The organism is Halomonas sp. PBN3 (assembly GCF_000475415.1).
Classification (GTDB): Bacteria; Pseudomonadota; Gammaproteobacteria; order Pseudomonadales; family Halomonadaceae; genus Halomonas; species Halomonas shengliensis.
This window is the reverse complement of the sequence record NZ_AXCA01000210.1, coordinates 1-21,532: the sequence shown is the minus strand read 5'-3', so window position 1 is coordinate 21,532 and position 21,532 is coordinate 1. Positions and strand designations below refer to the sequence as shown.

At 69.2% G+C, this 21,532-nt stretch carries 19 protein-coding genes; 7 read left to right on the top strand and 12 right to left on the bottom strand.

Annotated features, from left to right (window positions below):
• Positions 1-294 precede the first annotated feature (294 nt).
• Both Q673_RS34115 and Q673_RS34110 read right to left on the bottom strand, forming a co-directional pair.
• Positions 295-540, bottom strand: a complete 246-nt coding sequence (locus Q673_RS34115; protein WP_023007283.1) for a GlsB/YeaQ/YmgE family stress response membrane protein — start codon at positions 538-540, stop codon at positions 295-297.
• Positions 541-579: 39 nt separating this feature from the next.
• On the bottom strand, positions 580-1,122 hold the full coding sequence (locus tag Q673_RS34110; protein WP_023007282.1) for a DUF924 family protein: 543 nt from the start codon (positions 1,120-1,122) through the stop codon (positions 580-582).
• 82 nt (positions 1,123-1,204) lie between these two features.
• On the opposite strand from Q673_RS34110, the gene Q673_RS34105 reads away from it, so the two are divergent.
• The 7 genes from Q673_RS34105 to Q673_RS34075 all read left to right on the top strand — a co-directional run bounded on the left by Q673_RS34105 (position 1,205) and on the right by Q673_RS34075 (position 8,767).
• Positions 1,205-1,390, top strand: coding sequence for a hypothetical protein (locus Q673_RS34105; RefSeq protein WP_023007281.1), 186 nt, complete (start codon positions 1,205-1,207; stop codon positions 1,388-1,390).
• Between the two features lie 9 nt (positions 1,391-1,399).
• Entirely contained in the window at positions 1,400-2,791 is a 1,392-nt protein-coding gene (locus Q673_RS34100) for a YcjX family protein (protein ID WP_023007280.1), read from the top strand.
• Positions 2,788-3,843, top strand: coding sequence for a YcjF family protein (locus Q673_RS34095; RefSeq protein WP_023007279.1), 1,056 nt, complete (start codon positions 2,788-2,790; stop codon positions 3,841-3,843). The genes Q673_RS34100 and Q673_RS34095 overlap by 4 nt, the downstream gene beginning before the upstream one ends.
• Positions 3,844-3,943: 100 nt before the next feature.
• Complete coding sequence (locus Q673_RS34090; RefSeq protein WP_023007278.1) at positions 3,944-4,384, top strand: universal stress protein; 441 nt, start codon at positions 3,944-3,946, stop codon at positions 4,382-4,384.
• 169 nt (positions 4,385-4,553) lie between these two features.
• On the top strand, positions 4,554-6,494 hold the full coding sequence (locus Q673_RS34085) for an exoribonuclease II (protein ID WP_023007277.1): 1,941 nt from the start codon (positions 4,554-4,556) through the stop codon (positions 6,492-6,494).
• A gap of 145 nt (positions 6,495-6,639) precedes the next feature.
• Positions 6,640-7,758 (top strand): glycosyltransferase family 4 protein, encoded by a 1,119-nt coding sequence (locus Q673_RS34080; RefSeq protein ID WP_023007276.1) that lies wholly within the window; start codon positions 6,640-6,642, stop codon positions 7,756-7,758.
• Entirely contained in the window at positions 7,751-8,767 is a 1,017-nt protein-coding gene (locus tag Q673_RS34075; protein ID WP_023007275.1) for a lysylphosphatidylglycerol synthase transmembrane domain-containing protein, read from the top strand. The genes Q673_RS34080 and Q673_RS34075 overlap by 8 nt, the downstream gene beginning before the upstream one ends.
• Before the next feature lie 75 nt (positions 8,768-8,842).
• On the opposite strand, the gene Q673_RS34070 is transcribed toward Q673_RS34075, so the two are convergent.
• From Q673_RS34070 to sdhC, 10 genes are all read right to left on the bottom strand, one after another.
• Positions 8,843-9,634, bottom strand: a complete 792-nt coding sequence (locus Q673_RS34070) for a M48 family metallopeptidase (RefSeq protein ID WP_031218747.1) — start codon at positions 9,632-9,634, stop codon at positions 8,843-8,845.
• 97 nt (positions 9,635-9,731) lie between these two features.
• Positions 9,732-10,604, bottom strand: coding sequence for a succinate--CoA ligase subunit alpha (gene sucD, locus Q673_RS34065; RefSeq protein ID WP_023007273.1), 873 nt, complete (start codon positions 10,602-10,604; stop codon positions 9,732-9,734).
• Positions 10,604-11,770, bottom strand: coding sequence for an ADP-forming succinate--CoA ligase subunit beta (sucC, locus tag Q673_RS34060; protein WP_023007272.1), 1,167 nt, complete (start codon positions 11,768-11,770; stop codon positions 10,604-10,606). The genes sucD and sucC overlap by 1 nt, the downstream gene beginning before the upstream one ends.
• Before the next feature lie 141 nt (positions 11,771-11,911).
• Positions 11,912-13,351, bottom strand: a complete 1,440-nt coding sequence (gene lpdA, locus Q673_RS34055) for a dihydrolipoyl dehydrogenase (protein WP_023007271.1) — start codon at positions 13,349-13,351, stop codon at positions 11,912-11,914.
• Positions 13,352-13,400: 49 nt separating this feature from the next.
• Entirely contained in the window at positions 13,401-14,957 is a 1,557-nt protein-coding gene (gene odhB / locus Q673_RS34050; protein WP_023007270.1) for a 2-oxoglutarate dehydrogenase complex dihydrolipoyllysine-residue succinyltransferase, read from the bottom strand.
• A gap of 42 nt (positions 14,958-14,999) precedes the next feature.
• Positions 15,000-17,834 (bottom strand): 2-oxoglutarate dehydrogenase E1 component, encoded by a 2,835-nt coding sequence (locus Q673_RS34045; RefSeq protein ID WP_031218744.1) that lies wholly within the window; start codon positions 17,832-17,834, stop codon positions 15,000-15,002.
• Positions 17,835-18,101: 267 nt separating this feature from the next.
• Complete coding sequence (locus Q673_RS34040) at positions 18,102-18,806, bottom strand: succinate dehydrogenase iron-sulfur subunit (protein WP_023007268.1); 705 nt, start codon at positions 18,804-18,806, stop codon at positions 18,102-18,104.
• Between the two features lie 11 nt (positions 18,807-18,817).
• Positions 18,818-20,590 (bottom strand): succinate dehydrogenase flavoprotein subunit, encoded by a 1,773-nt coding sequence (sdhA, locus tag Q673_RS34035; RefSeq protein ID WP_023007267.1) that lies wholly within the window; start codon positions 20,588-20,590, stop codon positions 18,818-18,820.
• A 3-nt stretch (positions 20,591-20,593) separates the two neighbouring features.
• On the bottom strand, positions 20,594-20,941 hold the full coding sequence (gene sdhD / locus Q673_RS34030; RefSeq protein WP_023007266.1) for a succinate dehydrogenase, hydrophobic membrane anchor protein: 348 nt from the start codon (positions 20,939-20,941) through the stop codon (positions 20,594-20,596).
• The gene (gene sdhC, locus Q673_RS34025) at positions 20,935-21,312 is read right to left on the bottom strand and encodes a succinate dehydrogenase, cytochrome b556 subunit (RefSeq protein WP_023007265.1); all 378 of its coding nucleotides are present in this window, start codon (positions 21,310-21,312) and stop codon (positions 20,935-20,937) included. Before sdhC ends, sdhD begins: the two co-directional genes overlap by 7 nt.
• Positions 21,313-21,532: the final 220 nt, after the last annotated feature.

The window sequence follows — 21,532 nt, the reverse complement described above, 5'->3', positions numbered from 1 at the left end:
ATGTCGCGCTTTTTGGTCATGTCCTCATCGTTTCTGGTTATTCACCTGGGGTTCCTCGCATCGTTGTTGTTATGCCCCGAGGTTTTACGTGCATGCTGCAGCTGCGAACATTCGACTTTGGGTCAGCGCCAGGCGTCGCGACGCCGCGGACATTGTCGACAGGAAGAGCGGTTCTGGCCGGCTTGGCGGCGATTGTCGACGCGTTAGACGCAGATAGGCGCCGTTACTGTCGACAGTAACGACGCCTATCCCTTGGGTGACGTTGACGTAAACTTTAGTCCTGCTCGCGCCGGATCACCCCGTCTTCACCTTGCTGATCACCCACAGCAGGATCACCGCGCCAACCACGGCGCTGAACAGCGAACCGAGGAAGCCGCCGGTGCCCATGCCGAGGATCTGCTGGAAGATGAAGCCGCCGATCACCGCGCCGACCACGCCGACGCCGATGTTGCCGAGGATGCCGAAGCCCCCGCCGCGCATGATATGGCCCGCGATCCAGCCGGCGAGCCCGCCGATGATGAGCCAGGCGATGATGCCCATGGTGCCTCCTTGTCGAGAGAGTGGTGAGTGATGATAACGCTAGAAGGAGGAGCCGGGCTGTGCCAGGAAGGCCAGCTCCTCCGGGGTGGAAACGCGGCCGAGGATGGCGTTGCGATGGGGGTAGCGGCCGAAGCGCAGGATGATGTCGCGATGGCGCCGCTCGAAGCGCAGGTTCTCCTCCAGGCCCGGCTGGTCGAACAGGGTGAGCGCCTGGTCATGGATCCGCCGCGACTCGCTGTGCATCCAGGGCATGTAGAGGAAGGCGCGCCGCGCCGGCGACAGCGCCGCGTCGGCGCCACGGGCCACCGCCTCCTGGGCCAGCCCCAGCGCCAGCGGGTCGGCCGCGAAGGCCGCCGGGGTGTCGCGATGGACGTTGCGCGAGAACTGGTCAAGCACGGTCACCTCGGCGAGCCGCCCCTCGGGGGTCTCGCGCCAGCCCCACAGCTCGGCGCGCCGCGCCGCCGCCAGGCAGGCACCGAAGCGCCCGGCGATCTCGGCGTCCAGCGCCCGGTCCTTGCGAAACCACTGGGCCGGCTCGAGCTCGTCGAACCAGAAGGCCAGCACCTGCTCCGGCGTCGTCATCGCGTCTCCCTGTTCGCTGCCGTTGGGCCTGCTCTCCTGATACCATCCTCGCCGTGACACCACAAGCGAGGAGCCCGAGCGCATGAACCCCGACCCCGTCTGGTCGATGATCACCTATGTCTGCAACATCCTCGGCATGCTGATCTGCCTGGGGGGCCTGAGCCTGGCGCACTACAGCCGCTACCACTGGCCGGGACGGGTGCTGGCCGGCGCCGGCTTCCTGCTGGCTGCCTCGCCGACCCTCTACGGCCTTTTCTTAGGTAGCTGAGGAGTGCCCATGCGCCAGCCCCTCACCCGGGAGCTCCAGGACCTGCTTGAGCGCGGCCGCGACCGCCAGCTGCGCCTGGCCGTGACCGGCCTCTCCCGCTCCGGCAAGACCGCCTTCCTCACCTCGCTGGTCAACCAGCTGCGCCACGCCGGCCTCGAGGCACGCCTCGACCTGCTGCCCGCGGCCCGCGAGGGGCGCCTGCTGGGTGCGCGGCGCGTCAACCAGCAGGACCTGGGGGTGCCGCGCTTCCCCTACGACCCGGCCATGGCGGCGCTGTCGGCGACGCCGCCGCGCTGGCCCGAGCCCACCCGCGGCATCAGCGAACTGCGCCTGACGATCCGCTACCGCCCGGCCCGCCCTGGCTGGTTCGAGGGCGACAGCCGCCAGCTGACCCTGGACCTGTTCGACTACCCCGGCGAGTGGCTGCTCGACCTGCCGCTGCTGGCCCACGACTATCCCGGCTGGTGCCGGAGCCAGGCCGCCCTTGGCGGCGCGCAGCGCGCCACCCACTTCGCCGACTGGCAGGCCGCGGTGGCCGGCCTCGACCCCGCCGGCGAGGCCGACGAGGCGCGCCTGGCCGAGATCGCCGAGCACTACGCCGCGGGGCTGCGCGGCGCCCGGGAGGCGGGCTTCGCTGACCTGCAGCCGGGGCGCTTCCTGCTGCCCGGGGACCTCACCGGCGCCCCGGTGCTGCAGTTCTTCCCGATCCCCGGGGTCGCCGAGGCGGACCCCGAGGCGCTGGCCGCGCTGCCGGAGACCAGCAACTACGCCACCCTGGCGCGGCGCTTCCGCTACTACCAGCAGCACATCGTGCGCCCCTTCTACCGCGACCACTTCCGCCGCTTCGATCGCCAGATCGTGCTGGTGGACCTGCTCGGCGCCCTCAACGCCGGCCCCGAGCGCTTCCAAGACCTCGCCCGGGCCCTGGCCAACCTGATGCAGAGCTTCGACTATGGGCGGCGCAGCCTGCTCTCGCGGCTCTTCGCGCCGCGCATCGACCGCCTGGCCATCGCCGCCACCAAGGCCGACCACGTCACCCCGGAGCAGCACCCGCGCCTGGTGGCGCTGCTCGAGGCGCTGCTGGCCGAGCCGCTCAAGGACCTGCGCTTCGCCGACGTGCCGGTGCGCGCCCTGTCGCTGGCGGCGATCCGCGCAAGCGAGGCGCGCGAGGTGGAACATCACGGCCGGCGCACCCCGGCGCTGCGCGGCACCGGGATGGACGGCGAGCCGCTGCTGCTGTTCCCCGGCGAGGTGCCGGAGCGGCTTCCCGACGACGCCTTCTGGGCCCGCCAGGGCTTCGCCTTCCCCGCCTTCCGCCCGCTGCCCCTGGAGGGTGGCGCCCTGCCCCATATCCGCATGGATGCCGCCCTCGACTGGCTGATCGGAGACAAGCTGCAATGAGTCACCCCCAGGACCCCCGCCCCGGCCAGCGCTTCGCCCCCGAGGCGCAGCCGACCGAGGCCCCGGGGGCCGACCCGCGCCCGGCCGAGGCCTTCGCCCACGACCGGGAGAGCCAGGCGCTGGTGGCCGGCGACACGGCGAGCGAGGCGGGGCCAACACCCGACCTGGGACGGCCGCGCCGGCGCCGCTGGGGACTGCTACTGCTGCTCGCCGGCACCCTGGGCCTGGGCGCCGTGGAGGCCGGCCTCACCCTGGTCAGCGCGGGCCTCGACGGCGACTGGCTGGCCGGCGCCTGGAGCCTGGTGCTGCTGCTGGCCCTGGGCCTCGGCGGCTCGGCGCTGGCGAGCGAGCTGTGGCGCCTGCGTCGCCTGCGCCGCCACGACCGGCTGCGCGAGCGGCTGACCGCCCTGCCCGCGGCCTCCCGCGGCGAGGCCGATGCCACCGCCCAGGCGCTGCGCCGCGCCCTGGCGCTGCACGACGACCATCCCCACTGGCAGGCCTTCCTGGCTGCCCGCCAGCCCCACCACGGCGGCGCCGAGCTGCTCGTCCTGCTCGACCACCACCTGCTGGCCCCCCGCGACCGCGAGGCACGCCGCCTGGTGTCGCGGATGTCCGGCGAGACCGCGGTGATGGTGGCGGTGAGCCCGCTGACCCTGGTGGACATGGCGCTGGTGGCCTGGCGCAGCCTGGCCATGGTGGAGCGGCTCTGCCGGCTCTACGGCCTGGAGCTCGGCTATGCGGCGCGCCTGCGGCTGCTGCGCGAGGTGCTGCGCCAGATGGCCTTCGCCGGCGCCACCGAGATGACCGGCGATGCCGGCATGGAGCTGCTCTCCATGAACCTCGCCGGGCGCCTCTCCACCCGCGCCGCCCAGGGGCTGGGGATCGGCCTGACCAGCGCCCGCCTGGGCCTGCGTACCCAGCGCCTGACCCGGCCGCTGCCCTTCGCCGAGGGCCAGGCACCGCGCCTGGCCGACCTGCGCCGGGAGCTGTGGCAGCAGCTGCGCCGCCTGGAGGCGGAAGGCGAGCGGCGGCCTGATGCAGGTCAAGGTTGAGGCCACAGGGCGCCAGCCGGCATGACCTCGCCCGCGAAACCCGCTAGGCTCGAGGTATCCCCCTGCACGCCTCTTCCCATCCGCCACTAGGAGCCCTGCCATGTTCACCTCCATCCTGGTACCCGTCGACGGCTCCGAACATGCCAGGAGGGCGCTGGCCGTGGCCTGCCGGCTGGCCCGCCAGGAGGGCAGCACCCTCCACCTGCTGCATATCCCCGAGACGCTCGCCCACGAGACCACCCTGGTATGGGGCATCGGTGCCATCGCCATCGAGGCCAGCCGCGCGGAGCGCGAGGCGGCCGGCAAGCAGGTGATCGAGCGTGCCGCCGAGGCCGCCCGCGAGCAGGGCGCGGCCAGGGTCGAGACGATGATCGGCCAGGGCGACCCCGCGCGCACCATCCTCGGCGAGGCGCGCCGGCGCGGCGTCGACGCCATCGTCATGGGCAGCCGCGGGCTGAGCGACCTCAAGGGCTTCGTGGTGGGCAGCGTCTCCCACAAGGTGGCCCACGCCGCCGAGTGCAGCGTGATCACGGTGCGCTGAGGCACTCCGGCAGGCCTTCTGGCAGTCCCTGCGCCGGCGCCAGCCCGTGTCCCTGCCCCCCGTTCTCTTCCCAAGCCACTGATTCGCCATGGCCCACGCCGCGGCGTTTGGCGCCGCGCCCACGAATCCGTATAGTGGCCCCCCTACCTCCCGCCAGACGTTCGTGATCATGCTGCAGAACAACGCCCTGCTTGCCCAGCTCAAGCAACAGATCCGCTCCACCACCCCTCGTGTCGAGGGCGTGATCAAGGCCACCGAGAAGGGCTTCGGCTTCCTCGAGACCGACGAGGGCGACTCCTACTTCGTGCCACCCCCCGCCATGAAGCAGGTGCTGCACGGCGATCGCGTCGAGGCGGTGCTTCACGAGGAGGGCGACAAGAAGAGCGTCGAGCCCGACACCCTGATCGAGCCGGGCCTCGAGCGCTTCATCGCCCGGGTGCAGAAGCGCGAGGGACGCCTGGCGGTGGTGCCCGACCACCCCTCGATCCGCAACGTCCTCAAGGCGCGCATCAAGCGCAGCCTCGACGAGGCGAGCATCGGCGACGCCGACTGGGTGTTGGCGCGGCTGGTGCGCCACCCGCTCAAGCCCGACGACCGCGGCTTCTTCACCCAGATCGACGAGCTGGTGGCCAAGGCCGACGACCCGGCGGTGCCGTGGCGCGTGACCCTGGCCCGCCACGCCCTGGAGCAGGAGTGCCCCGATGCCGGCGACGACTGGCCGCTGCGCGACGAGGGCCTGACGCGCGAGGACCTCACCGCCGAACCCTTCTTCACCATCGATGGCGAGAAGACCCGCGACATGGATGATGCCCTGCGCATCGTGCCGCGCGCCGAGGGGGGCTGGGAGCTGACGGTGGCCATCGCCGACCCCACCGCCTATGTCGAGGAGGGCCACGCCGCCGACCTCGAGGCGCGCACCCGCGCCTTCACCGTCTACCTGCCGGGCCAGAACGTCACCATGCTGCCCGAGCAGCTGGCCGACGACCTCTGCTCGCTGTGGGAGGGCAAGGAACGCCCGGTGCTGGCCTGCACCCTGGTGGTCGATGCCGACGGCAGCCTGGGCGACTACCGCTTCTTCGCCGCCACCGCGACCTCGAAGGCCAAGCTGGTCTACGACCGCGTCTCCGACTGGCTCGAGGGCCAAGGCGAGTGGGCGCCTGAGGCGGAGATCGGCGAGCAGCTCAAGGCGCTTCGTGACCTCACCGAGGCCCGTGCCGCCTGGCGCGCGGAGCATGCCCTGGTGTTCAAGGACCGCCCCGACTTCGTCTTCGACCTCGACGCGGCCGGCAACGTGCTGGACATCCGCACCGAGCATCGGCGCATCGCCAACCGCATGATCGAGGAGTCGATGATCGCGGCCAACGCCTGCTGCGCCCACCTGCTCGCCGAACACGTCGGCCACGGCATCTTCAACGTGCACCGCGCCTTCGAGGACGACAAGGCCGAGGCCGCCCAGGCGTTCCTGGCCAGCCAGGAGATCGAGGTGGAGCGCGAGGCGCTCACCGAGCTCTCGCGCTACCGGGAGCTCAAGCGCGAGCTCGAGGGGCGCGACGACGCCTGGCTCGACGCCCGCCTGCGCCGCTTCCAGGGCTTCACCAGCATGTCGGCCAAGCCCGGCCCCCACTTCGGCCTGGGCCTGCCCGCCTACGCCACCTGGACCTCGCCGATCCGCAAGTACGGCGACATGGTCAACCATCGTCTGATCAAGCGGGTGCTCAAGGGCGAGCAGGCGCCGGCCGAGGCGAGCCTGGCGCTCACCGAGCAGCTCACCGAGCGCCGTCGCCTCAACCGCATGGCCGAGCGCGACGTCAAGGACTGGCTCTACGTGCGCTACCTGAGCCCGGCCGCCGAGGCTCAGGAGGCCTTCGACGCCGAGATCATCGCCATCAACCGCGGCGGCATGCGGGTGCGCCTCACCGCCAACGGCGCCACCGCCTTCGTGCCGGCCCCGATGCTGCACAGCGACCGCGACAAGGTGGCCATCGACGACAAGGAGGGGCGCATCCAGGTGGAGAGCGAGGAGCGCTTCAAGCTGGGCGACCATATCCGCGTGGCGCTGATCGAGGCCCGCGAGGAAACCCGCTCGCTGGTGGCGCGCCCCGCGGAATAGGCTCGGTCCACCACAGCCCTCCCCCCTATCGCACGGCGGCCCTCGGGCCGCCGTGTCGCGTTTCGTCTCCGGTCCTGCCGCGCTGTCGTCGAACTGTCGCACTCGCGCCCTAGCCTGAAGGGATCACCAGGCGTCAGGAGGCCGCGTGCATCTCGTCGATATCACCATGTTCCACGCCCCCGCCAGCGGCGGGGTACGCACCTATCTCGAGGCCAAGCATCGCCTGCTGGCCCGGCATCCCGACCTGCGCGCCAGCCTGCTGGTGCCCGGTGCCGAGGCCGGCTCCCTGGGCGATATCCACACCCTGCGCGCCCCGCGGCTACCGTTCGGTCAGGGGTATCGCTTCCCCCTGCGCCGGGCGCCCTGGCGCGACGCCCTGATCGCCATGGGGCCCGACCTGGTCGAGGCCGGCGACCCCTACGTGACCGCCTGGGCCGCCGTGGAGGCGGGCCAGCGCCTGGGGGTGCCCACGGTGGGCTTCTTCCACTCCGACCTGCCGCGGCTGATGGGGGATCGCTTCGGCGGTGGCGTGCGTCGGCGCCTGGAACGCTATGTCGGGGAGCTCTATGGCCGCTTCGACAGCGTCCTGGCGCCCTGCACCGCCATGGCCAGCCGGCTCGCCGACTGGGGTGTCGAGCGGGTACGCGTGCAGCCCCTGGGCGTCGACCTGGAGCGCTTCCACCCCCGCCATCGGGACCCCGACCTGCGCCGCCGGCTGGGGCTCGGCGACGCGACCCGTCTACTGGTGTTCGCCGGGCGACACTCCCCCGAGAAGCATATCGACGTGCTGCTGGAGGCCATGGCCCGCCTCGGCGCGGGCTATCACCTGCTGCTGATGGGGCCGGGCATGCCCGGCCGGGTGCCCGCCAACGTCAGCGTGGTGCCGCGCTACTGCCCTCCCGACGAGGTGGCCACCGCGCTCGCCAGCGCCGATGCCATGCTCCACGCCGGCACCCGGGAGACCTTCGGCCTGGTGGCCCAGGAGGCCATGGCCAGCGGCCTGCCGGTGGTGGCCGCCCGGGCCGGCGCCCTGGCGGAGTATGTGCCGCTGGGTGCCGGCATCCTCTGCCGGCCCCGGGATGCCGCTGACATGGCCCGCGCCACCCGCGAGCTGTTCCTCAACGACCCCGACGCCATGGGGCGTCATGCCCGCCGCCATGTGGAGCGTCACTTCGCCTGGCCCCGGGTCATCGACGACCTGCTGGGCCACTATCGGCGGCTGTGCCAGGGCAGCCCGCATCAGGCGATCTCGCTGAATGGCTGACCCTCGCCGGCCGCTGCCACGCTGGCGGCCATCGCACGGCCTGACGATCGTGCTGGCGCTGCTGGCCCCTCTGCTGGTCACCGCCTGGCTGGGCGGTGCCGAGTCCCTGGCGGCGATCAGGCGCTTCCCTCCCGGCCTGCTGGGGCTGATGGTGCTGGTGGCCTTCACCTGCTGGAACCTCAACGCCGCCCGCCTGCGCCTGATGCTGGACGGCCGGGCCGGGTGGCTCGGCCAGCGTGGCGCCCTGGGCATCGAGCTGGCGTCCAAGTTCGCGCTGTGCGCCACGCCAGGCGGCAGCGGCGGCCCGGCCACCCTGCTGGTGCTGCTGGCCCGGCGCGGCTTGCCGCCCTCCAGGGGCGCCGCGGTCTTCCTGCTCGACCAGGGCTGCGACCTGCTGTTCTTCCTGTGCATGCTGACCGGGGTGGTGGCCTACTCCCTGCTCGGCGACACCGCGTGGCCCCACCGCTGGCTGGTCCAGCTGGCCCTCGTCGCGCTGGCCCTGGTGGCGTTCGCTGCCTGTCTGGCGATGGCCTGCCTGCCCCGTCTGCTGCGCTCTCCTGTCAAGCCGCCGGCATGCTGGCTGAGCGGCAGGCGACGCCGCTGGCTGGCACGCCGACTGCTGGTCTGTCGGCAGGCGATCCTGACGACCCTGCGGCTGCCCCCCACCACGCTGCTGGCGGTGCTGATGCTGACCAGCGCCCATTGGCTGTTGCGCTATAGCCTGCTCTACCTGGCGGTGCTGGGCGTGGGCGGCAGCATCGACTGGCTGTGGACCTTCCTGACCCAGATGCTGGCGATGGCCGCGAGCCAGTTCAGCTTCCTGCCCGGCGGCGCCGGGGCCGCTGAGCTGGGTGTCGGCGGGCTGCTGCTGCCGATGCTGGGAGCCGAGCAGGCCGCCGCCGCCGTGCTGGTGTGGCGCCTGGCCTCCTACCACCTCTACCTGGCCGCCGGCGCGCCGCTGTTCCTCGTCCAGGCCACCCGCTGGCTGGCGCGCTCGCCGGCAGACTGACGGCCTTGCTGCCAGGAGGTCGCGCGAAGGTAGCGGCGTGGAGGCGGCGCACGGCTTGCCCGCCCCCCCGTCTCCTCAACCGCAGCGGGCGAGGCTGGCCTCCCGGTAGCGCGCCAGGGCGGCCTCCATGTCGGCCTCGAGACCCTCGATGCGGGCATCATGGGCGGGGTGGGTGGAGAGGAACGCCGGCGGTTGGCCCTCGCCGGCGGCGGCCATGTTGCGCCACAGCGCGACGCTCTCGCGGGGATCGAAGCCCGCCTCGGCCATGATGGCCATGCCCATGGCATCGGCCTCCTCCTCGTGGGCGCGGCTGAAGGGCAAGGCGATGCCCAGATGCGCCCCCAGGCCCAGCGCCCGCATCAGGGTGTCGCCGGCCAGGTCGCCCTCGCTGAACAGCCCCACCACCAGCAGCACCGCGCGGATGCCGAGACGCTGGGTGAGGCGCTCGTTGCCGTGCTCGGCCAGCACATGGGCGACCTCGTGGCCGAGCACCGCCGCCAGCTGGGCGGGGGACTTGGCCACCCGCAGCAGCCCGGTGTGCACGCCGATGCGCCCACCGGGCAGGGCGAAGGCGTTGGGGCTGGGGTCCTCGAACAGCACCACCTCCCAGGCAGCGGGCAGGCTGACACCGGGGTAGACCGCGCCCGCGGCGGCAGCCACCTCGCGGCTGACGCACTGCACCAGGGCGTTGGCCGGGGAGCCGGTCACCTCGGGGCGCCGGCGGCGCATCTCCGCGAAGCTCTGCTCGCCCATCTCGGCCAGCATCCCGTCGGGCACCAGCGCCAGCCGCGAGCGCCCGGTGGGCGTCTCGCTGCAGCCGGCGAGCAGCAGCGCGACGCCCACCAGCATCCAGACAAACCGTGTCATAAGCTTCTCTCCCCTCCCTCGGCGTCCTGTCGCGATGGCAACGACGAGAAAGGGCGCCCGAAGGCGCCCTTTCGACATCGCTTGCGAAGCGCTCGGCTTACCAGCCGGTCACTTCCTTCAGGGCGCTGCCGATCTCGGCCAGGGAGCGCACGGTCTTGACGCCCGCGGCCTCCAGGGCAGCGAACTTGTCGTCCGCGGTGCCCTTGCCACCGGCGATGATGGCGCCGGCGTGGCCCATACGCTTGCCGGGAGGGGCGGTGACGCCGGCGATGTAGGAGACCACCGGCTTGGAGACGTTGGCCTTGATGTAGGCGGCCGCCTCTTCCTCGGCGGTGCCGCCGATCTCGCCGATCATCACGATCGCCTCGGTGGCCGGGTCCTTCTCGAACATCTCGAGGATGTCGATGAAGTTGGAGCCCGGGATCGGGTCGCCGCCGATGCCCACGCAGGTGGACTGGCCGAAGCCGTAGTCGGTGGTCTGCTTGACCGCCTCGTAGGTCAGGGTGCCGGAGCGCGACACGATGCCGACCTTGCCGGGCTTGTGGATATGGCCCGGCATGATGCCGATCTTGGTCTCGCCGGGGGTGATCACGCCCGGGCAGTTGGGGCCGATCAGGCGCACGCCCAGCTCGTCACACTTGACCTTGACGTCGAGCATGTCGAGGGTCGGGATGCCCTCGGTGATGCACACGATCAGCTTGATGCCGGCGTTGGCGGCCTCCAGGATGGAGTCCTTGCAGAACGGGGCCGGCACGTAGATCACGCTGGCCTCGGCGCCGGTCTTCTCCACGGCTTCCTTGACGGTGTTGAACACCGGCAGGCCGAGGTGCTCCTGGCCGCCCTTGCCCGGGGTCACGCCGCCGACCATCTGGGTGCCGTAGGCGATCGCCTGTTCGGAGTGGAAGGTCCCCTGGCCACCGGTGAAGCCCTGGCAGATGACCTTGGTGTTCTTGTCGATCAGGATGCTCATTACTTGCCCTCCGCTGCCTTGACTACCTGCTGAGCCGCGTCGGTGAGGCTCTCGGCAGCGATGATGTTGAGTCCGCTGGATGCCAGCTTCTCGGCACCCAGCTCGGCGTTGGTGCCTTCCAGGCGCACCACGACCGGCACGTTGACGCCGACCTGCTCGACGGCACCGATGATGCCCTCAGCGATCATGTCGCAGCGCACGATGCCGCCGAAGATGTTGACCAGCACCGCCTTGACGTTGTCGTCGGAGAGGATCAGCTTGAACGCCTCTGCCACGCGCTCCTTGGTGGCACCGCCGCCGACGTCAAGGAAGTTGGCCGGCTTGCCGCCATGCAGGTTGACGATGTCCATGGTGCCCATGGCCAGGCCGGCGCCGTTGACCATGCAGCCGATGTTGCCGTCGAGGGCCACGTAGTTGAGCTCCCACGCCGCCGCCTCGGCCTCGCGCTCGTCCTCCTGGGAGGGGTCGCGCATCGCCTGCAGGTCCGGGTGGCGATAGAGGGCGTTGCCGTCGAGGTTGATCTTGGCGTCGAGGCAGTGGAGGTTGCCCTCGTCGGTGATCACCAGCGGGTTGATCTCGAGCAGCGCCAGGTCCTTGTCGTGGAACAGCTTGGAGAGGCCCAGGAAGATCTTGGTGAACTGCTTGACCTGGTCACCCTTGAGGCCCAGGGCGAAGGCCAGCTCGCGCGCCTGGTAGGGCTGCGCGCCCACCAGCGGGTCGATCTCGGCCTTGAGGATCTTCTCGGGGGTCTCCTCGGCGACCTTCTCGATCTCGACGCCACCCTCGGTGGAGGCCATGAACACCACGCGGCGGGTGCCGCGATCGACCACGGCGCCGAGGTAGAGCTCGTTGGCGATATCGGTGCAGGTCTCGACCAGGATCTTGGAGACCGGCTGACCGTGCTCGTCGGTCTGGAAGGTCACCAGGTTCTTGCCCAGCCACTGCTCGGCGAAGGCCTTGGCCTCTTCCGGGCTCTTGATCAGCTTGACGCCGCCCGCCTTGCCGCGACCGCCGGCGTGGACCTGGGCCTTGACCACCCACATGTCGCCGCCGATCTTTTTGCAGGCTTCCGCGGCTTCCTCGGGGGTGTCCACGGCGAAGCCCTTGGACACCGGCAGACCATAGTCGGCAAACAGCTGTTTGCTCTGATACTCGTGAAGGTTCATCGATTCATGCCATTGGTTGCATGTGACTCGAACGGCGCCCTGCATGGCCGCGCGGGCCGAGGGTGCGGGGCACCACCGTCCCCTCCGATGCATGGCCGGAAGGGGCGCGCCGCCGGCTGACGGCGGCGCTCGTTGTGCGGCTTACTTGCGCTTCTTGCGATTGGCCATGTGGATGGCGTGGCCCTCCACGGCGAGCGCCGCCTCGTGGACCGCCTCCGACATGGTCGGGTGGGCATAGCAGGTCAGCGCCAGGTCCTCGGCGCTGGAGCCGAACTCCAGCGCGATGACGCCCTGGGCGATCATCTCGCCGGCGTGCTGGCCGACGATGTGCATGCCCAGCACGCGGTCGGTCTCGGCGTCGGCGATGATCTTGGCCTGGCCCTCGGTGGCATTGTTGGCCATGGCACGGCCGCTGGCCGCGAACGGGAAGCTGCCGGTCTTGACCTCGATGCCCTTGTGCTTGGCGTCCTGCTCGGTCATGCCGACCCAGGCCACCTCGGGGAAGGTGTAGATGACGTTGGGGATGGCGTCGTAGTTCATCTCGGCCTTGTGGCCGGCGATGATGTCGGCGACCATCACGCCCTCCTCGGAGGCCTTGTGGGCCAGCATCGGGCCGCGCACGCAGTCGCCGATGGCGTAGACGCCCGGCACGCTGGTGCGGCACTGGTCATCGACCTGAATGAAGCCGCGCTCGTCGGTCTCCACGCCCACGCCGTCGGCGATCACGCCCTGGGTGTAGGGCTTGCGGCCGACGCAGACGATCAGCTTGTCGAAGGTCATCTCCTGGTCGCTGTCGCCGTCGCTGTACTTGACGGTGACCTCGCCATCCTTGACCTCGGAGCCGGTGACCCGCGCGCCCAGCTTGATGTCCAGGCCCTGCTTCTTGAGCAGCTTCTGGGTCTCCTTAGCGATGGCCGCGTCGACCATCGGCAGGAAGCTGTCCATGGCCTCGAGCACGGTGACCTCGGAACCCAGGCGGTTCCACACGCTGCCCAGCTCCAGGCCGATGACGCCGGCGCCGATCACGCCGAGGCGCTTGGGCGTCTCGGTGAACTCCAGGGCACCGGTGGAATCGACGATGATGTCGTCGGTGAGCGGGGTCGGCGGGATCTCCACCGGCACGGAGCCGGCGGCGATGATGATGTTGTCCGCCTCATAGGTGGTGGCCTTGCCGTCCTGGTCGGTGACCTCGACCTGCTTGCTGCCGGTCACCTTGCCGGTGCCCTCGATGCCGGTGACGCCATTGGCCTTGAACAGGCCGGCGATGCCACCGGTGAGGTTCTTCACGATCTTGTCCTTGCGGGCGATCATCTTCTTGACGTCCATCTGGACGTCGCCGGCCTGGATGCCCATGTCGTCGAAGTCGTGCTTGGCCTCGACGAACTTGTGGGAGGCCTCGAGCAGCGCCTTGGAGGGGATGCAGCCCACGTTGAGGCAGGTGCCGCCGAAGACGACCTTGCCTTCCTTGCCGATCCACTTCTCGACGCAGGCGGTCTTGAGGCCCATCTGGGCGGCACGGATGGCGGCCACGTAGCCACCGGGGCCCGCACCGATCACGATCACATCATACTTGTCGGCCATGTTGGCTCCTGTCGTTGCTTGTTCGCGCGGTTCCGTCGTCGAAACGGGCTCAGATGTCCAGCAGCAGGCGCGCCGGATCCTCGAGCAGCTCCTTGATGGTGACCAGGAACTGCACCGCATCCTTGCCGTCGATCATGCGGTGGTCGTAGGAGAGTGCCAGGTACATCATCGGGCGGATCTCCACCTTGCCGTTCACCGCCATGGGACGCTCCTGGATCTTGTGCATGCCCAGGATGGCGGTCTGCGGCGGGTTGAGGATCGGCGTGGACATCAGCGAGCCGAAGATGCCGCCGTTGGTGATGGTGAAGGTGCCGCCCTGCATCTCGTCGATGCCCAGCTTGCCGTCACGGGCGCGCTTGCCGAAGTCGACGATGCCCTTCTCGACGTCGGCGATCTTCATGCTGTCGGTATCGCGCAGCACCGGCACCACCAGCCCGCGGTCGGTGGAGACCGCCACGCCGATGTCCTGGTAGCCGTGGTAGACGATGTCGCTGCCGTCGATGGAGGCGTTGACGTCGGGGAAGCGCTTGAGCGCCTCGCTGGCCGCCTTGACGAAGAAGCCCATGAAGCCGAGCTTGGTGTCGTGGGTCTTGAGGAAGGTGTCCTTGTACTGGGCACGCAGGTCCATCACCGCGCCCATGTCCACCTCGTTGTAGGTGGTGAGCATGGCGGCGGTCTGCTGGGCCTGGACCAGGCGCTTGGCGATGGTCTGGCGCAGGCGGCTCATGGGCACGCGCTTCTCGGGGCGCTCGCCCTCGACGGTGGGTGCGGCCGCGGCGGCCTTGGCGCCACCGCCGGCGGCCGGCTTGGCGGACTTGCTGGCGGAGCCCTCCTTCACGGCACGCTGCACGTCCTCCTTGAGGATGCGCCCACCCTTGCCGGTGCCCTCGATCTTGCTGACGTCGAGGTCATGCTCGGCCACCAGCTTGCGCGCCGCGGGGGCGAGGATCTTGTCGCCCACCTTCTCGTCACTGGCGCCGTCGTCGGCGGAGGCGGCAGGCTCGGCGTCGGCGGAGGTCCCGGCCTCGCCACCGGCGCCCTCGGTGAAGATCGCCAGCACCTGCTCGGAGGTCACCTGGCTGCCCTCCTCGGCCTTGATCTCGGCAAGCGCGCCGTCGGCGGGCGCGACCACCTCAAGCACCACCTTGTCGGTCTCGATCTCGGCCAGGACCTCGTCACGCTTGACGGCCTCACCGACTTGCTTGGCCCAGCTCGCCACGGTGCCTTCCTGAATCGACTCGGGGAAGGTCGGCGCCTTCACCTCATGCTGCTGGCCGCCACCGGCGGCCGGCGCGTCGGCCTTGGCATCGCCCTTGGCGGCCTTGGCGTCGGCCTTGCCCTCATCCTTGGCGGCCGGCTTGTCACCGGCACCCTCGCCGAGCTTGCCCAGCACCTGCTCGGAGGCCACGGTGTCGCCCTCTTCCGCCAGCACCTCGCTGAGCACGCCGGCCTCGGGGGCCAGCACCTCGAGCACGACCTTGTCGGTCTCGATCTCGACGATCAGCTCGTCACGCTCGACGCTGTCGCCCGGCTTCTTGTGCCAGGCCGCGACGCTGCCCTCGGCAACGGATTCCGGAAAGGTTGGGGCCTTGATCTCGGTAGCCATGTCGTATCCCTTGTGTGTTCTCTCTCGTCCCGGTGGGCGGCCTCAGAGGTTGAAGGCGTCTTCCACCAGCTGGCGCTGCTGTTCGATGTGCACGGACATGTAGCCCGCCGCGGGTGCCGCCGAGGCCGGGCGGCCGGCGAACTTGAGGCGGCCGCCGAGGCCCTCCTGGAGCATCTCCGCCACGGCGCGCATATGGTGCTGGCTGGGGTACCAGGCGCCCTGGTTGAGCGGCTCTTCCTGACACCAGACGATGTCGGTGACGTTGGTGTAGGCCTCGATCGCCTCGAAGAGCTCCTCCTTGGGGAAGGGGTAGAGCTGCTCGATGCGCAGGATCGCCACGTCATCGCGGCCGTTCTCCTCGCGCCAGGCGGCGAGGTCGTAATAGACCTTGCCGGCGCACAGGATGATGCGCTCGACCTTGGTCGCCTCGAGGTTGGCCTGGTCGGGCAGCACCATCTCGAAGCGGCCCTCGGCCAGCTGGTCCAGGCTCGAGGTGGCGTCCTTGTGGCGCAGCAGGCTCTTCGGCGACATCACCACCAGCGGCTTGCGCAGCTTGCGGATCACCTGGCGGCGCAGCAGGTGGAAGATCTGCGCCGGGGTGGTGGGCACGCAGACCTGCATGTTGTGCTCGGCGCACATCTGCAGGAAGCGCTCCAGGCGCGCCGAGGAGTGCTCGGGCCCCTGTCCCTCGTAACCGTGGGGCAGCAGCATGGTCAGGCCACACAGGCGTCCCCACTTGGTCTCGCCGGAGGAGATGAACTGGTCGACCACCACCTGGGCGCCGTTGAAGAAGTCGCCGAACTGCGCCTCCCAGATCACCAGGTCGTTGGGGGCGGTGGTGGCGTAGCCATACTCGAACGCCAGCACGGCTTCTTCCGACAGGAAGGAGTCGTGGATGGTGAAGCGCGGCTGGCCATCGGCCATGTGCTGCAGCGGCACGTAGGCGCTGCCGTCCTTCTGATTGTGCACCACCGCATGGCGGTGGGAGAAGGTACCGCGGCCGACGTCCTGGCCGGTGATGCGCACCGGGTGTCCATCGTCGAGCAGGGTGGCGTAGGCCAGGGTCTCGGCGAAACCCCAGTTGAGGGCCATACCGCCGGCCCGCATCTTGCGCCGGTCGTCGTAGATCTTGGCCACCTGGCGCTGCACCTCGACCCCGTCGGGGATCTCGCACATCCGCGCCGCCAGGCGCTGCAGCTTCTTCATCGGCACCGAGGTGTCGGCGTGGCCGGTCCACTCGTGACCGAGGTAGGGCTTCCAGTCGACGAACAGCGAGGTGTTGGGCTCCTGCACCAGGGCGTTGGCCACGTGGTTGCCGGCCATCAGGTCCTCGCGGTAGGTCTCGATCATCGCCTTGGCGTCCTCCTCGGAGAGCACGCCCTGCTCCACCAGACGCTGCGCGTAGACGGCCCGCGAGGAGGGATGCTCCTTGATCTTGCGGTACATCATCGGCTGGGTGCCGCTGGGCTCGTCGGCCTCGTTGTGGCCGCGGCGGCGGTAGCAGACGAGGTCGATCACCACGTCCTTCTTGAACTGCTGGCGATAGTCCAACGCCACCTGGGTGGCGTGCAGCACCGCGTCCGGGTCGTCACCGTTCACGTGGAAGATCGGCGCCTGCACCATCTTGGCGATGTCGGTGCAGTACTCCGTGGAGCGCGCATCCAGCGGATTGGAGGTGGTGAAGCCGACCTGGTTGTTGATGACGATGTGCACCGTGCCGCCGGTCTTGTAGGCACGGGTCTGGGACATCTGGAAGGTCTCCATGACTACGCCCTGGCCGGCGAAGGCGGCGTCGCCGTGGACGTTGATCGGCAGCACCTTGGTGCCGTCGCTGTCGTCGCGGCGGTCCTGGCGGGCGCGCACCGAGCCCTCCACTACCGGGGAGACGATCTCCAGGTGGGAGGGGTTGAAGGCCAGCGCCAGGTGCACCTCGCCGCCCGGGCTCATCACGTTGGAGCTGAAGCCCTGGTGGTACTTGACGTCGCCGGAGCCGCGCTCGATCACCTTCTTGCCGTCGAACTCGTCGATCAGGTCGCCGGGATTCTTGCCGAGGATGTTGACCAGCAGATTGAGGCGGCCACGGTGGGCCATGCCGATCACGATCTCCTTGATGCCGTAGCCGCCACCGCGCTGGATCAGCTCGTCCATCATCGGGATGAAGGACTCGCCGCCCTCGAGACCGAAGCGCTTGGTGCCGGGGTACTTGGAGGCCAGGTAGTTCTCCAACCCCTCGGCCGCGGTCAGCCTCTCGAGCACATGCTGACGCACCTCGCTGCTGAACTTGGGCGCGCTGCGCACCGACTCGAAGCGCTGCTGCAGCCAGCGCTTCTCCTCGGTGTCGACGATGTGCATGATCTCGCAGCCGATGGAGCGGCAGTAGGTCTGCTCCAGCGCCTCGACGATCTCCTTGAGCGGCGCCTTGTCCGCACCAATAAAGAGCGAGCCGGTCTGGAACTCGGTATCGAGATCGGCCTTCGTCAGCTGGTGAAAGGAGAGGTCGAGGTCGGGCACCGGTGTCGGGCTGCGCAGGCCGAGCGGATCAATATTGGCCTTCTGGTGACCGCGGAAGCGGTAGGCGTTGATCAGCTGCAGGACCCTGACCTGCTTACGGCTCTCCTCGCTGTCAACGGCAGCGGGGGCGAGTGTCGTACGGCGCTGCCTGGCCAGCTGATGGAACTGTTCGCGGACGGGGGTCAGGGGAACATCGTGGTGGGGGCCGTCATCGGGGCGCGGCAGCTCGTCGAAGTACTGGCGCCACTCGTCGGGAACGGCGGAGGGATCATCGAGGTACTGCTCGTAGAGCGCTTCCACGTAGTGGACGTTGCTGCCACTGACGTGGGAGGAGCGCCACATCAACTCCATTATGCCTTGTTGCATCTCTCGGTCACCCTGCACTGATGGGGTGGTATCGGCGTCACCGCGACGCGGCCACGGCGACATCGGTGGTGCCCTGCCGGCGAGGGCTAGGCGTTGCCGGCGCTTCCGGCCGTCACTGGCCGGGAAGCCTGAATTCCATGGTCAGGAGCCGGTGCCCAGGGCACCGGCTCCATGACGCGTGTCCCGACCGCCTGCGACACCGGGTCATAGGCGATGACGTGCGGCTCATGATAACAAGCCGCGGGACACGATTTAAGTACCATCGGCTCAGGTGCCGCTGGCCAGCAGCATCTCGCGGATCTTGCCGATCGCGCGGGTGGGGTTGAGCCCCTTGGGGCAGACCGCCACGCAGTTCATGATGCCGCGGCAGCGGAACACGCTGAACGGGTCCTCGAGCTCGGCCAGGCGCTCCTGGGTGGCGGTGTCGCGGGAGTCCACCAGGAAGCGGTAGGACTGCAGCAGACCGGCCGGGCCCACGAACTTGTCCGGGTTCCACCAGAACGACGGGCAGGAGGTGGAGCAGCAGGCACACAGGATGCACTCGTAGAGGCCGTCGAGCTTGTCGCGATCCTCCGGCGACTGCAGGCGCTCGATGGCCGGCGCCGGCTCGTCGTTCTGCAGGTAGGGCTGGATGCGCTCGTACTGCTGGTAGAACAGCCCCATGTCGACCACCAGGTCGCGGATCACCGGCAGGCCCGGCAGCGGGCGCAACGTCAGCTTGCCGTTCTTCACCACCTCGGAGAGCGGGGTGATGCAGGCCAGGCCGTTCTTGCCGTTCATGTTCATGCCGTCGGAGCCGCATACGCCCTCGCGGCAGCTGCGACGGTAGGCCAGCCCGTTGTCCTGCTCCTTCATCATGTGCAGGACGTCCAGCACCATGACGTCACGGCCCTGGGTGTCGACCTGGAACTCCTGCATGTAGGGCGCGGAGTCGGTTTCCGGGTTGTAGCGGTAGATGGATACCTGAAGCATCGTGACTCCCCTCAGTAGGTGCGGACTTTCGGCTCGAACATGTCGACGGTCTTGGGTGCGAAGTTGACGTCGCGCTTGCCGACCTTCTTCTCGGTCGGGAAGTAGAGCGAGTGCTTCAGCCAGTTGACGTCGTCACGGTCCGGGTAGTCGTAGCGGGAGTGGGCGCCACGGCTCTCCTTGCGCTCCAGCGCCGCGATGGCGGTGGCCTCGGCGACCTCCATCAGGTTGTCCAGCTCCAGCGCCTCGACCCGCGCGGTGTTGAAGGCGTTGGACTTGTCCGGCAGGTGGGCGTTGGCGATGCGGCCACGCAGCTCGGCCAGCTGCTTGACGCCCTTCTGCATGTTCTCCTCCTCGCGGAACACCCCGAAGGAGTTCTGCATGATGCCCTGCAGCTCGCGCTTGAGCTCGGGCACGGTCTCGCCGCCCTCGGACTCGTTCCAGCGCGTGATGCGCTTCATGGCGCTCTCGACGTCGGACTCGGAGGCCTCGAGGTAGTCGATCCCCTCGTTGAGGGCGCCCTCGATGAACATGCCGGCCGCGCGGCCGAACACCACCAGGTCGAGCAGCGAGTTGCCGCCCAGGCGGTTGGCGCCGTGGACCGAGACGCAGGCCGCCTCGCCGCAGGCGAACAGGCCGTTGACGATCTGGTCCTTGCCGTCCTCGCCGCGCATGATGGCCTGGCCGTGCACGTTGGTCGGCACACCGCCCATCATGTAGTGGCAGGTCGGCACCACCGGGATCGGCTCCTTGGCCGGGTCCACGTGGGCGAAGGTCTTGGAGAGCTCGACGATGCCGGGCAGGCGCTTGCCGAGGACCTCCTCGCCGAGGTGATCCAGCTTGAGGTAGACGTGGTCGCCGTTCTCGCCGCAGCCGCGGCCCTCGAGGATCTCCATGACCATGGAGCGGGCGACCACGTCGCGGCCGGCCAGGTCCTTGGCGTTGGGCGCGTAGCGCTCCATGAAGCGCTCGCCATCCTTGTTGACCAGGTAGCCACCCTCGCCGCGGCAACCCTCGGTGACCAGGGTGCCGGCGCCGTAGATGCCGGTGGGGTGGAATTGCCACATCTCCATGTCCTGCATCGGGAAGCCGGCACGCAGCGCCATGCCGATGCCGTCACCGGTGTTGATCAGGGCGTTGGTGGTGGAGGCGTAGATGCGCCCGGATCCACCGGTGGCCAGCACGGTGGCCTTGGACTTCACGTGCACCACTTCGCCGGTCTCGATGTCCATGGCGATGCAGCCCACCACGTCGCCGTTGGCGTTCTTGACCAGGTCGACGGCGTACCACTCGTTGAGGAAGGTGGTGTTGTTCTTCAGGTTGTTCTGGTAGAGCGTGTGCAGCAGGGCGTGACCGGTACGGTCGGCCGCCGCACAGGTACGGGCCGCCTGACCGCCGGCACCGAAGTCCTTGGACTGGCCGCCGAACGGACGCTGGTAGATGCGGCCGTTGTCGAAGCGGGAGAAAGGCAGGCCCATGTGCTCGAGCTCGAACACCGCCTTGGGGCCCTCGGAGCACATGTACTCCGCGGCGTCCTGGTCGGCGATGTAGTCGCCGCCCTTGACGGTGTCGTACATGTGCCAGCGCCAGTCGTCGTTGGGGTCGGCCGAGGCGATGGCACAGGTGATGCCGCCCTGGGCGGAGACGGTGTGGGAGCGAGTCGGGAAGACCTTGGAGAGCACCGCGGTCTTCTTGCCGGACTTGGCGAGCTCCAGGGCGGCCCGCAGGCCGGCACCGCCACCGCCGATGATGATGGCGTCGAAGGACAGGCTACGCATGTTGGACATGAATCAGGCTCCCCACAGAATCTGAATGCCCCAGACCAGGAAGGCAAAGATGGCCAGGATGACGAGAAGTTGGACGCTCACGCGGATCGCGGTCGGCTTCAGGTAGTCGGTGGTCACGGTCCACAGGCCGACCCAGGCGTGCCCGGCGAGCGAGATGAAGGCGAGCAGCGAGAAGATACGCATCCAGGTCTGGGCGAACAGGCCGCTCCAGGTGGCGTAGTCGAGGTTCGGGTTGAACAGCAGATAGAGAACGATGAAGAGCGTATAGACAGCCAGGATGACGGCGGAGACCCGCTGGATCAGCCAGTCGGAGAGGCCGCTGCGGCCGAGGTTCGTGATGTTGGTTACCATACCCAGACTCCCGCCAGAATGATCAGGACGGCGCTCACCACCACGGTGATCTGCGCCTTCTTGTGGCCGCCCTCGAGGGTCACGCCGATATCCATGTCCATCAGCAGGTGCTTGATGCCGGCCACGAAGTGGAAGGCCAGGGCGGAGAGCAGGCCCCAGGCGATCAGCTTGGCCAGGAAGTTGCCTGCCAGGGCGTCGCTCACGGCCACGAAGCCGGTCGGCGAGGACAGCGACGTGCTCAGCGCCCAGAAAGCGAAGATCAGGCCGATGAAAAGGATGACGCCGGTGATGCGGTGGGCGATCGACGTCAGGGCGGGTAGCGGAAACTGTATCGTGGACAGATCCAGGTTTACGGGTCGTTTGCTATTCACGGCTCTCTACACACTCTCTATGGCCCGCCGATGGAAGCCCCGAACAGGCGTCGGGCGGGCGGTGGTTTCGGGAAGGCGTCGGCCGTTGCCGAGGGGGCAAGACCGGCTGCTCCTGCCAGTCGCGCGGGGTGGATTATAGGGGCCCGCCCCCGCCATGACAAACCGAGTGGCGTCCCACTAGACCATGGTGCAAAGCCTCCGGAGGACGTCGTGGCGGGGG

Coding starts and splice junctions, on each gene's coding strand:
- Q673_RS34115 (WP_023007283.1), bottom strand. CDS start 540: ATGGGCATCATCGCCTGGCTCATCATCGGCGGGCTCGCCGGCTGGATC.
- Q673_RS34110 (WP_023007282.1), bottom strand. CDS start 1,122: ATGACGACGCCGGAGCAGGTGCTGGCCTTCTGGTTCGACGAGCTCGAG.
- Q673_RS34105 (WP_023007281.1), top strand. CDS start 1,205: ATGAACCCCGACCCCGTCTGGTCGATGATCACCTATGTCTGCAACATC.
- Q673_RS34100 (WP_023007280.1), top strand. CDS start 1,400: ATGCGCCAGCCCCTCACCCGGGAGCTCCAGGACCTGCTTGAGCGCGGC.
- Q673_RS34095 (WP_023007279.1), top strand. CDS start 2,788: ATGAGTCACCCCCAGGACCCCCGCCCCGGCCAGCGCTTCGCCCCCGAG.
- Q673_RS34090 (WP_023007278.1), top strand. CDS start 3,944: ATGTTCACCTCCATCCTGGTACCCGTCGACGGCTCCGAACATGCCAGG.
- Q673_RS34085 (WP_023007277.1), top strand. CDS start 4,554: ATGCTGCAGAACAACGCCCTGCTTGCCCAGCTCAAGCAACAGATCCGC.
- Q673_RS34075 (WP_023007275.1), top strand. CDS start 7,751: ATGGCTGACCCTCGCCGGCCGCTGCCACGCTGGCGGCCATCGCACGGC.
- Q673_RS34070 (WP_031218747.1), bottom strand. CDS start 9,634: ATGACACGGTTTGTCTGGATGCTGGTGGGCGTCGCGCTGCTGCTCGCC.
- sucD (WP_023007273.1), bottom strand. CDS start 10,604: ATGAGCATCCTGATCGACAAGAACACCAAGGTCATCTGCCAGGGCTTC.
- sucC (WP_023007272.1), bottom strand. CDS start 11,770: ATGAACCTTCACGAGTATCAGAGCAAACAGCTGTTTGCCGACTATGGT.
- lpdA (WP_023007271.1), bottom strand. CDS start 13,351: ATGGCCGACAAGTATGATGTGATCGTGATCGGTGCGGGCCCCGGTGGC.
- odhB (WP_023007270.1), bottom strand. CDS start 14,957: ATGGCTACCGAGATCAAGGCCCCAACCTTTCCGGAATCCGTTGCCGAG.
- Q673_RS34045 (WP_031218744.1), bottom strand. CDS start 17,834: ATGCAACAAGGCATAATGGAGTTGATGTGGCGCTCCTCCCACGTCAGT.
- Q673_RS34040 (WP_023007268.1), bottom strand. CDS start 18,806: ATGCTTCAGGTATCCATCTACCGCTACAACCCGGAAACCGACTCCGCG.
- sdhA (WP_023007267.1), bottom strand. CDS start 20,590: ATGTCCAACATGCGTAGCCTGTCCTTCGACGCCATCATCATCGGCGGT.
- sdhD (WP_023007266.1), bottom strand. CDS start 20,941: ATGGTAACCAACATCACGAACCTCGGCCGCAGCGGCCTCTCCGACTGG.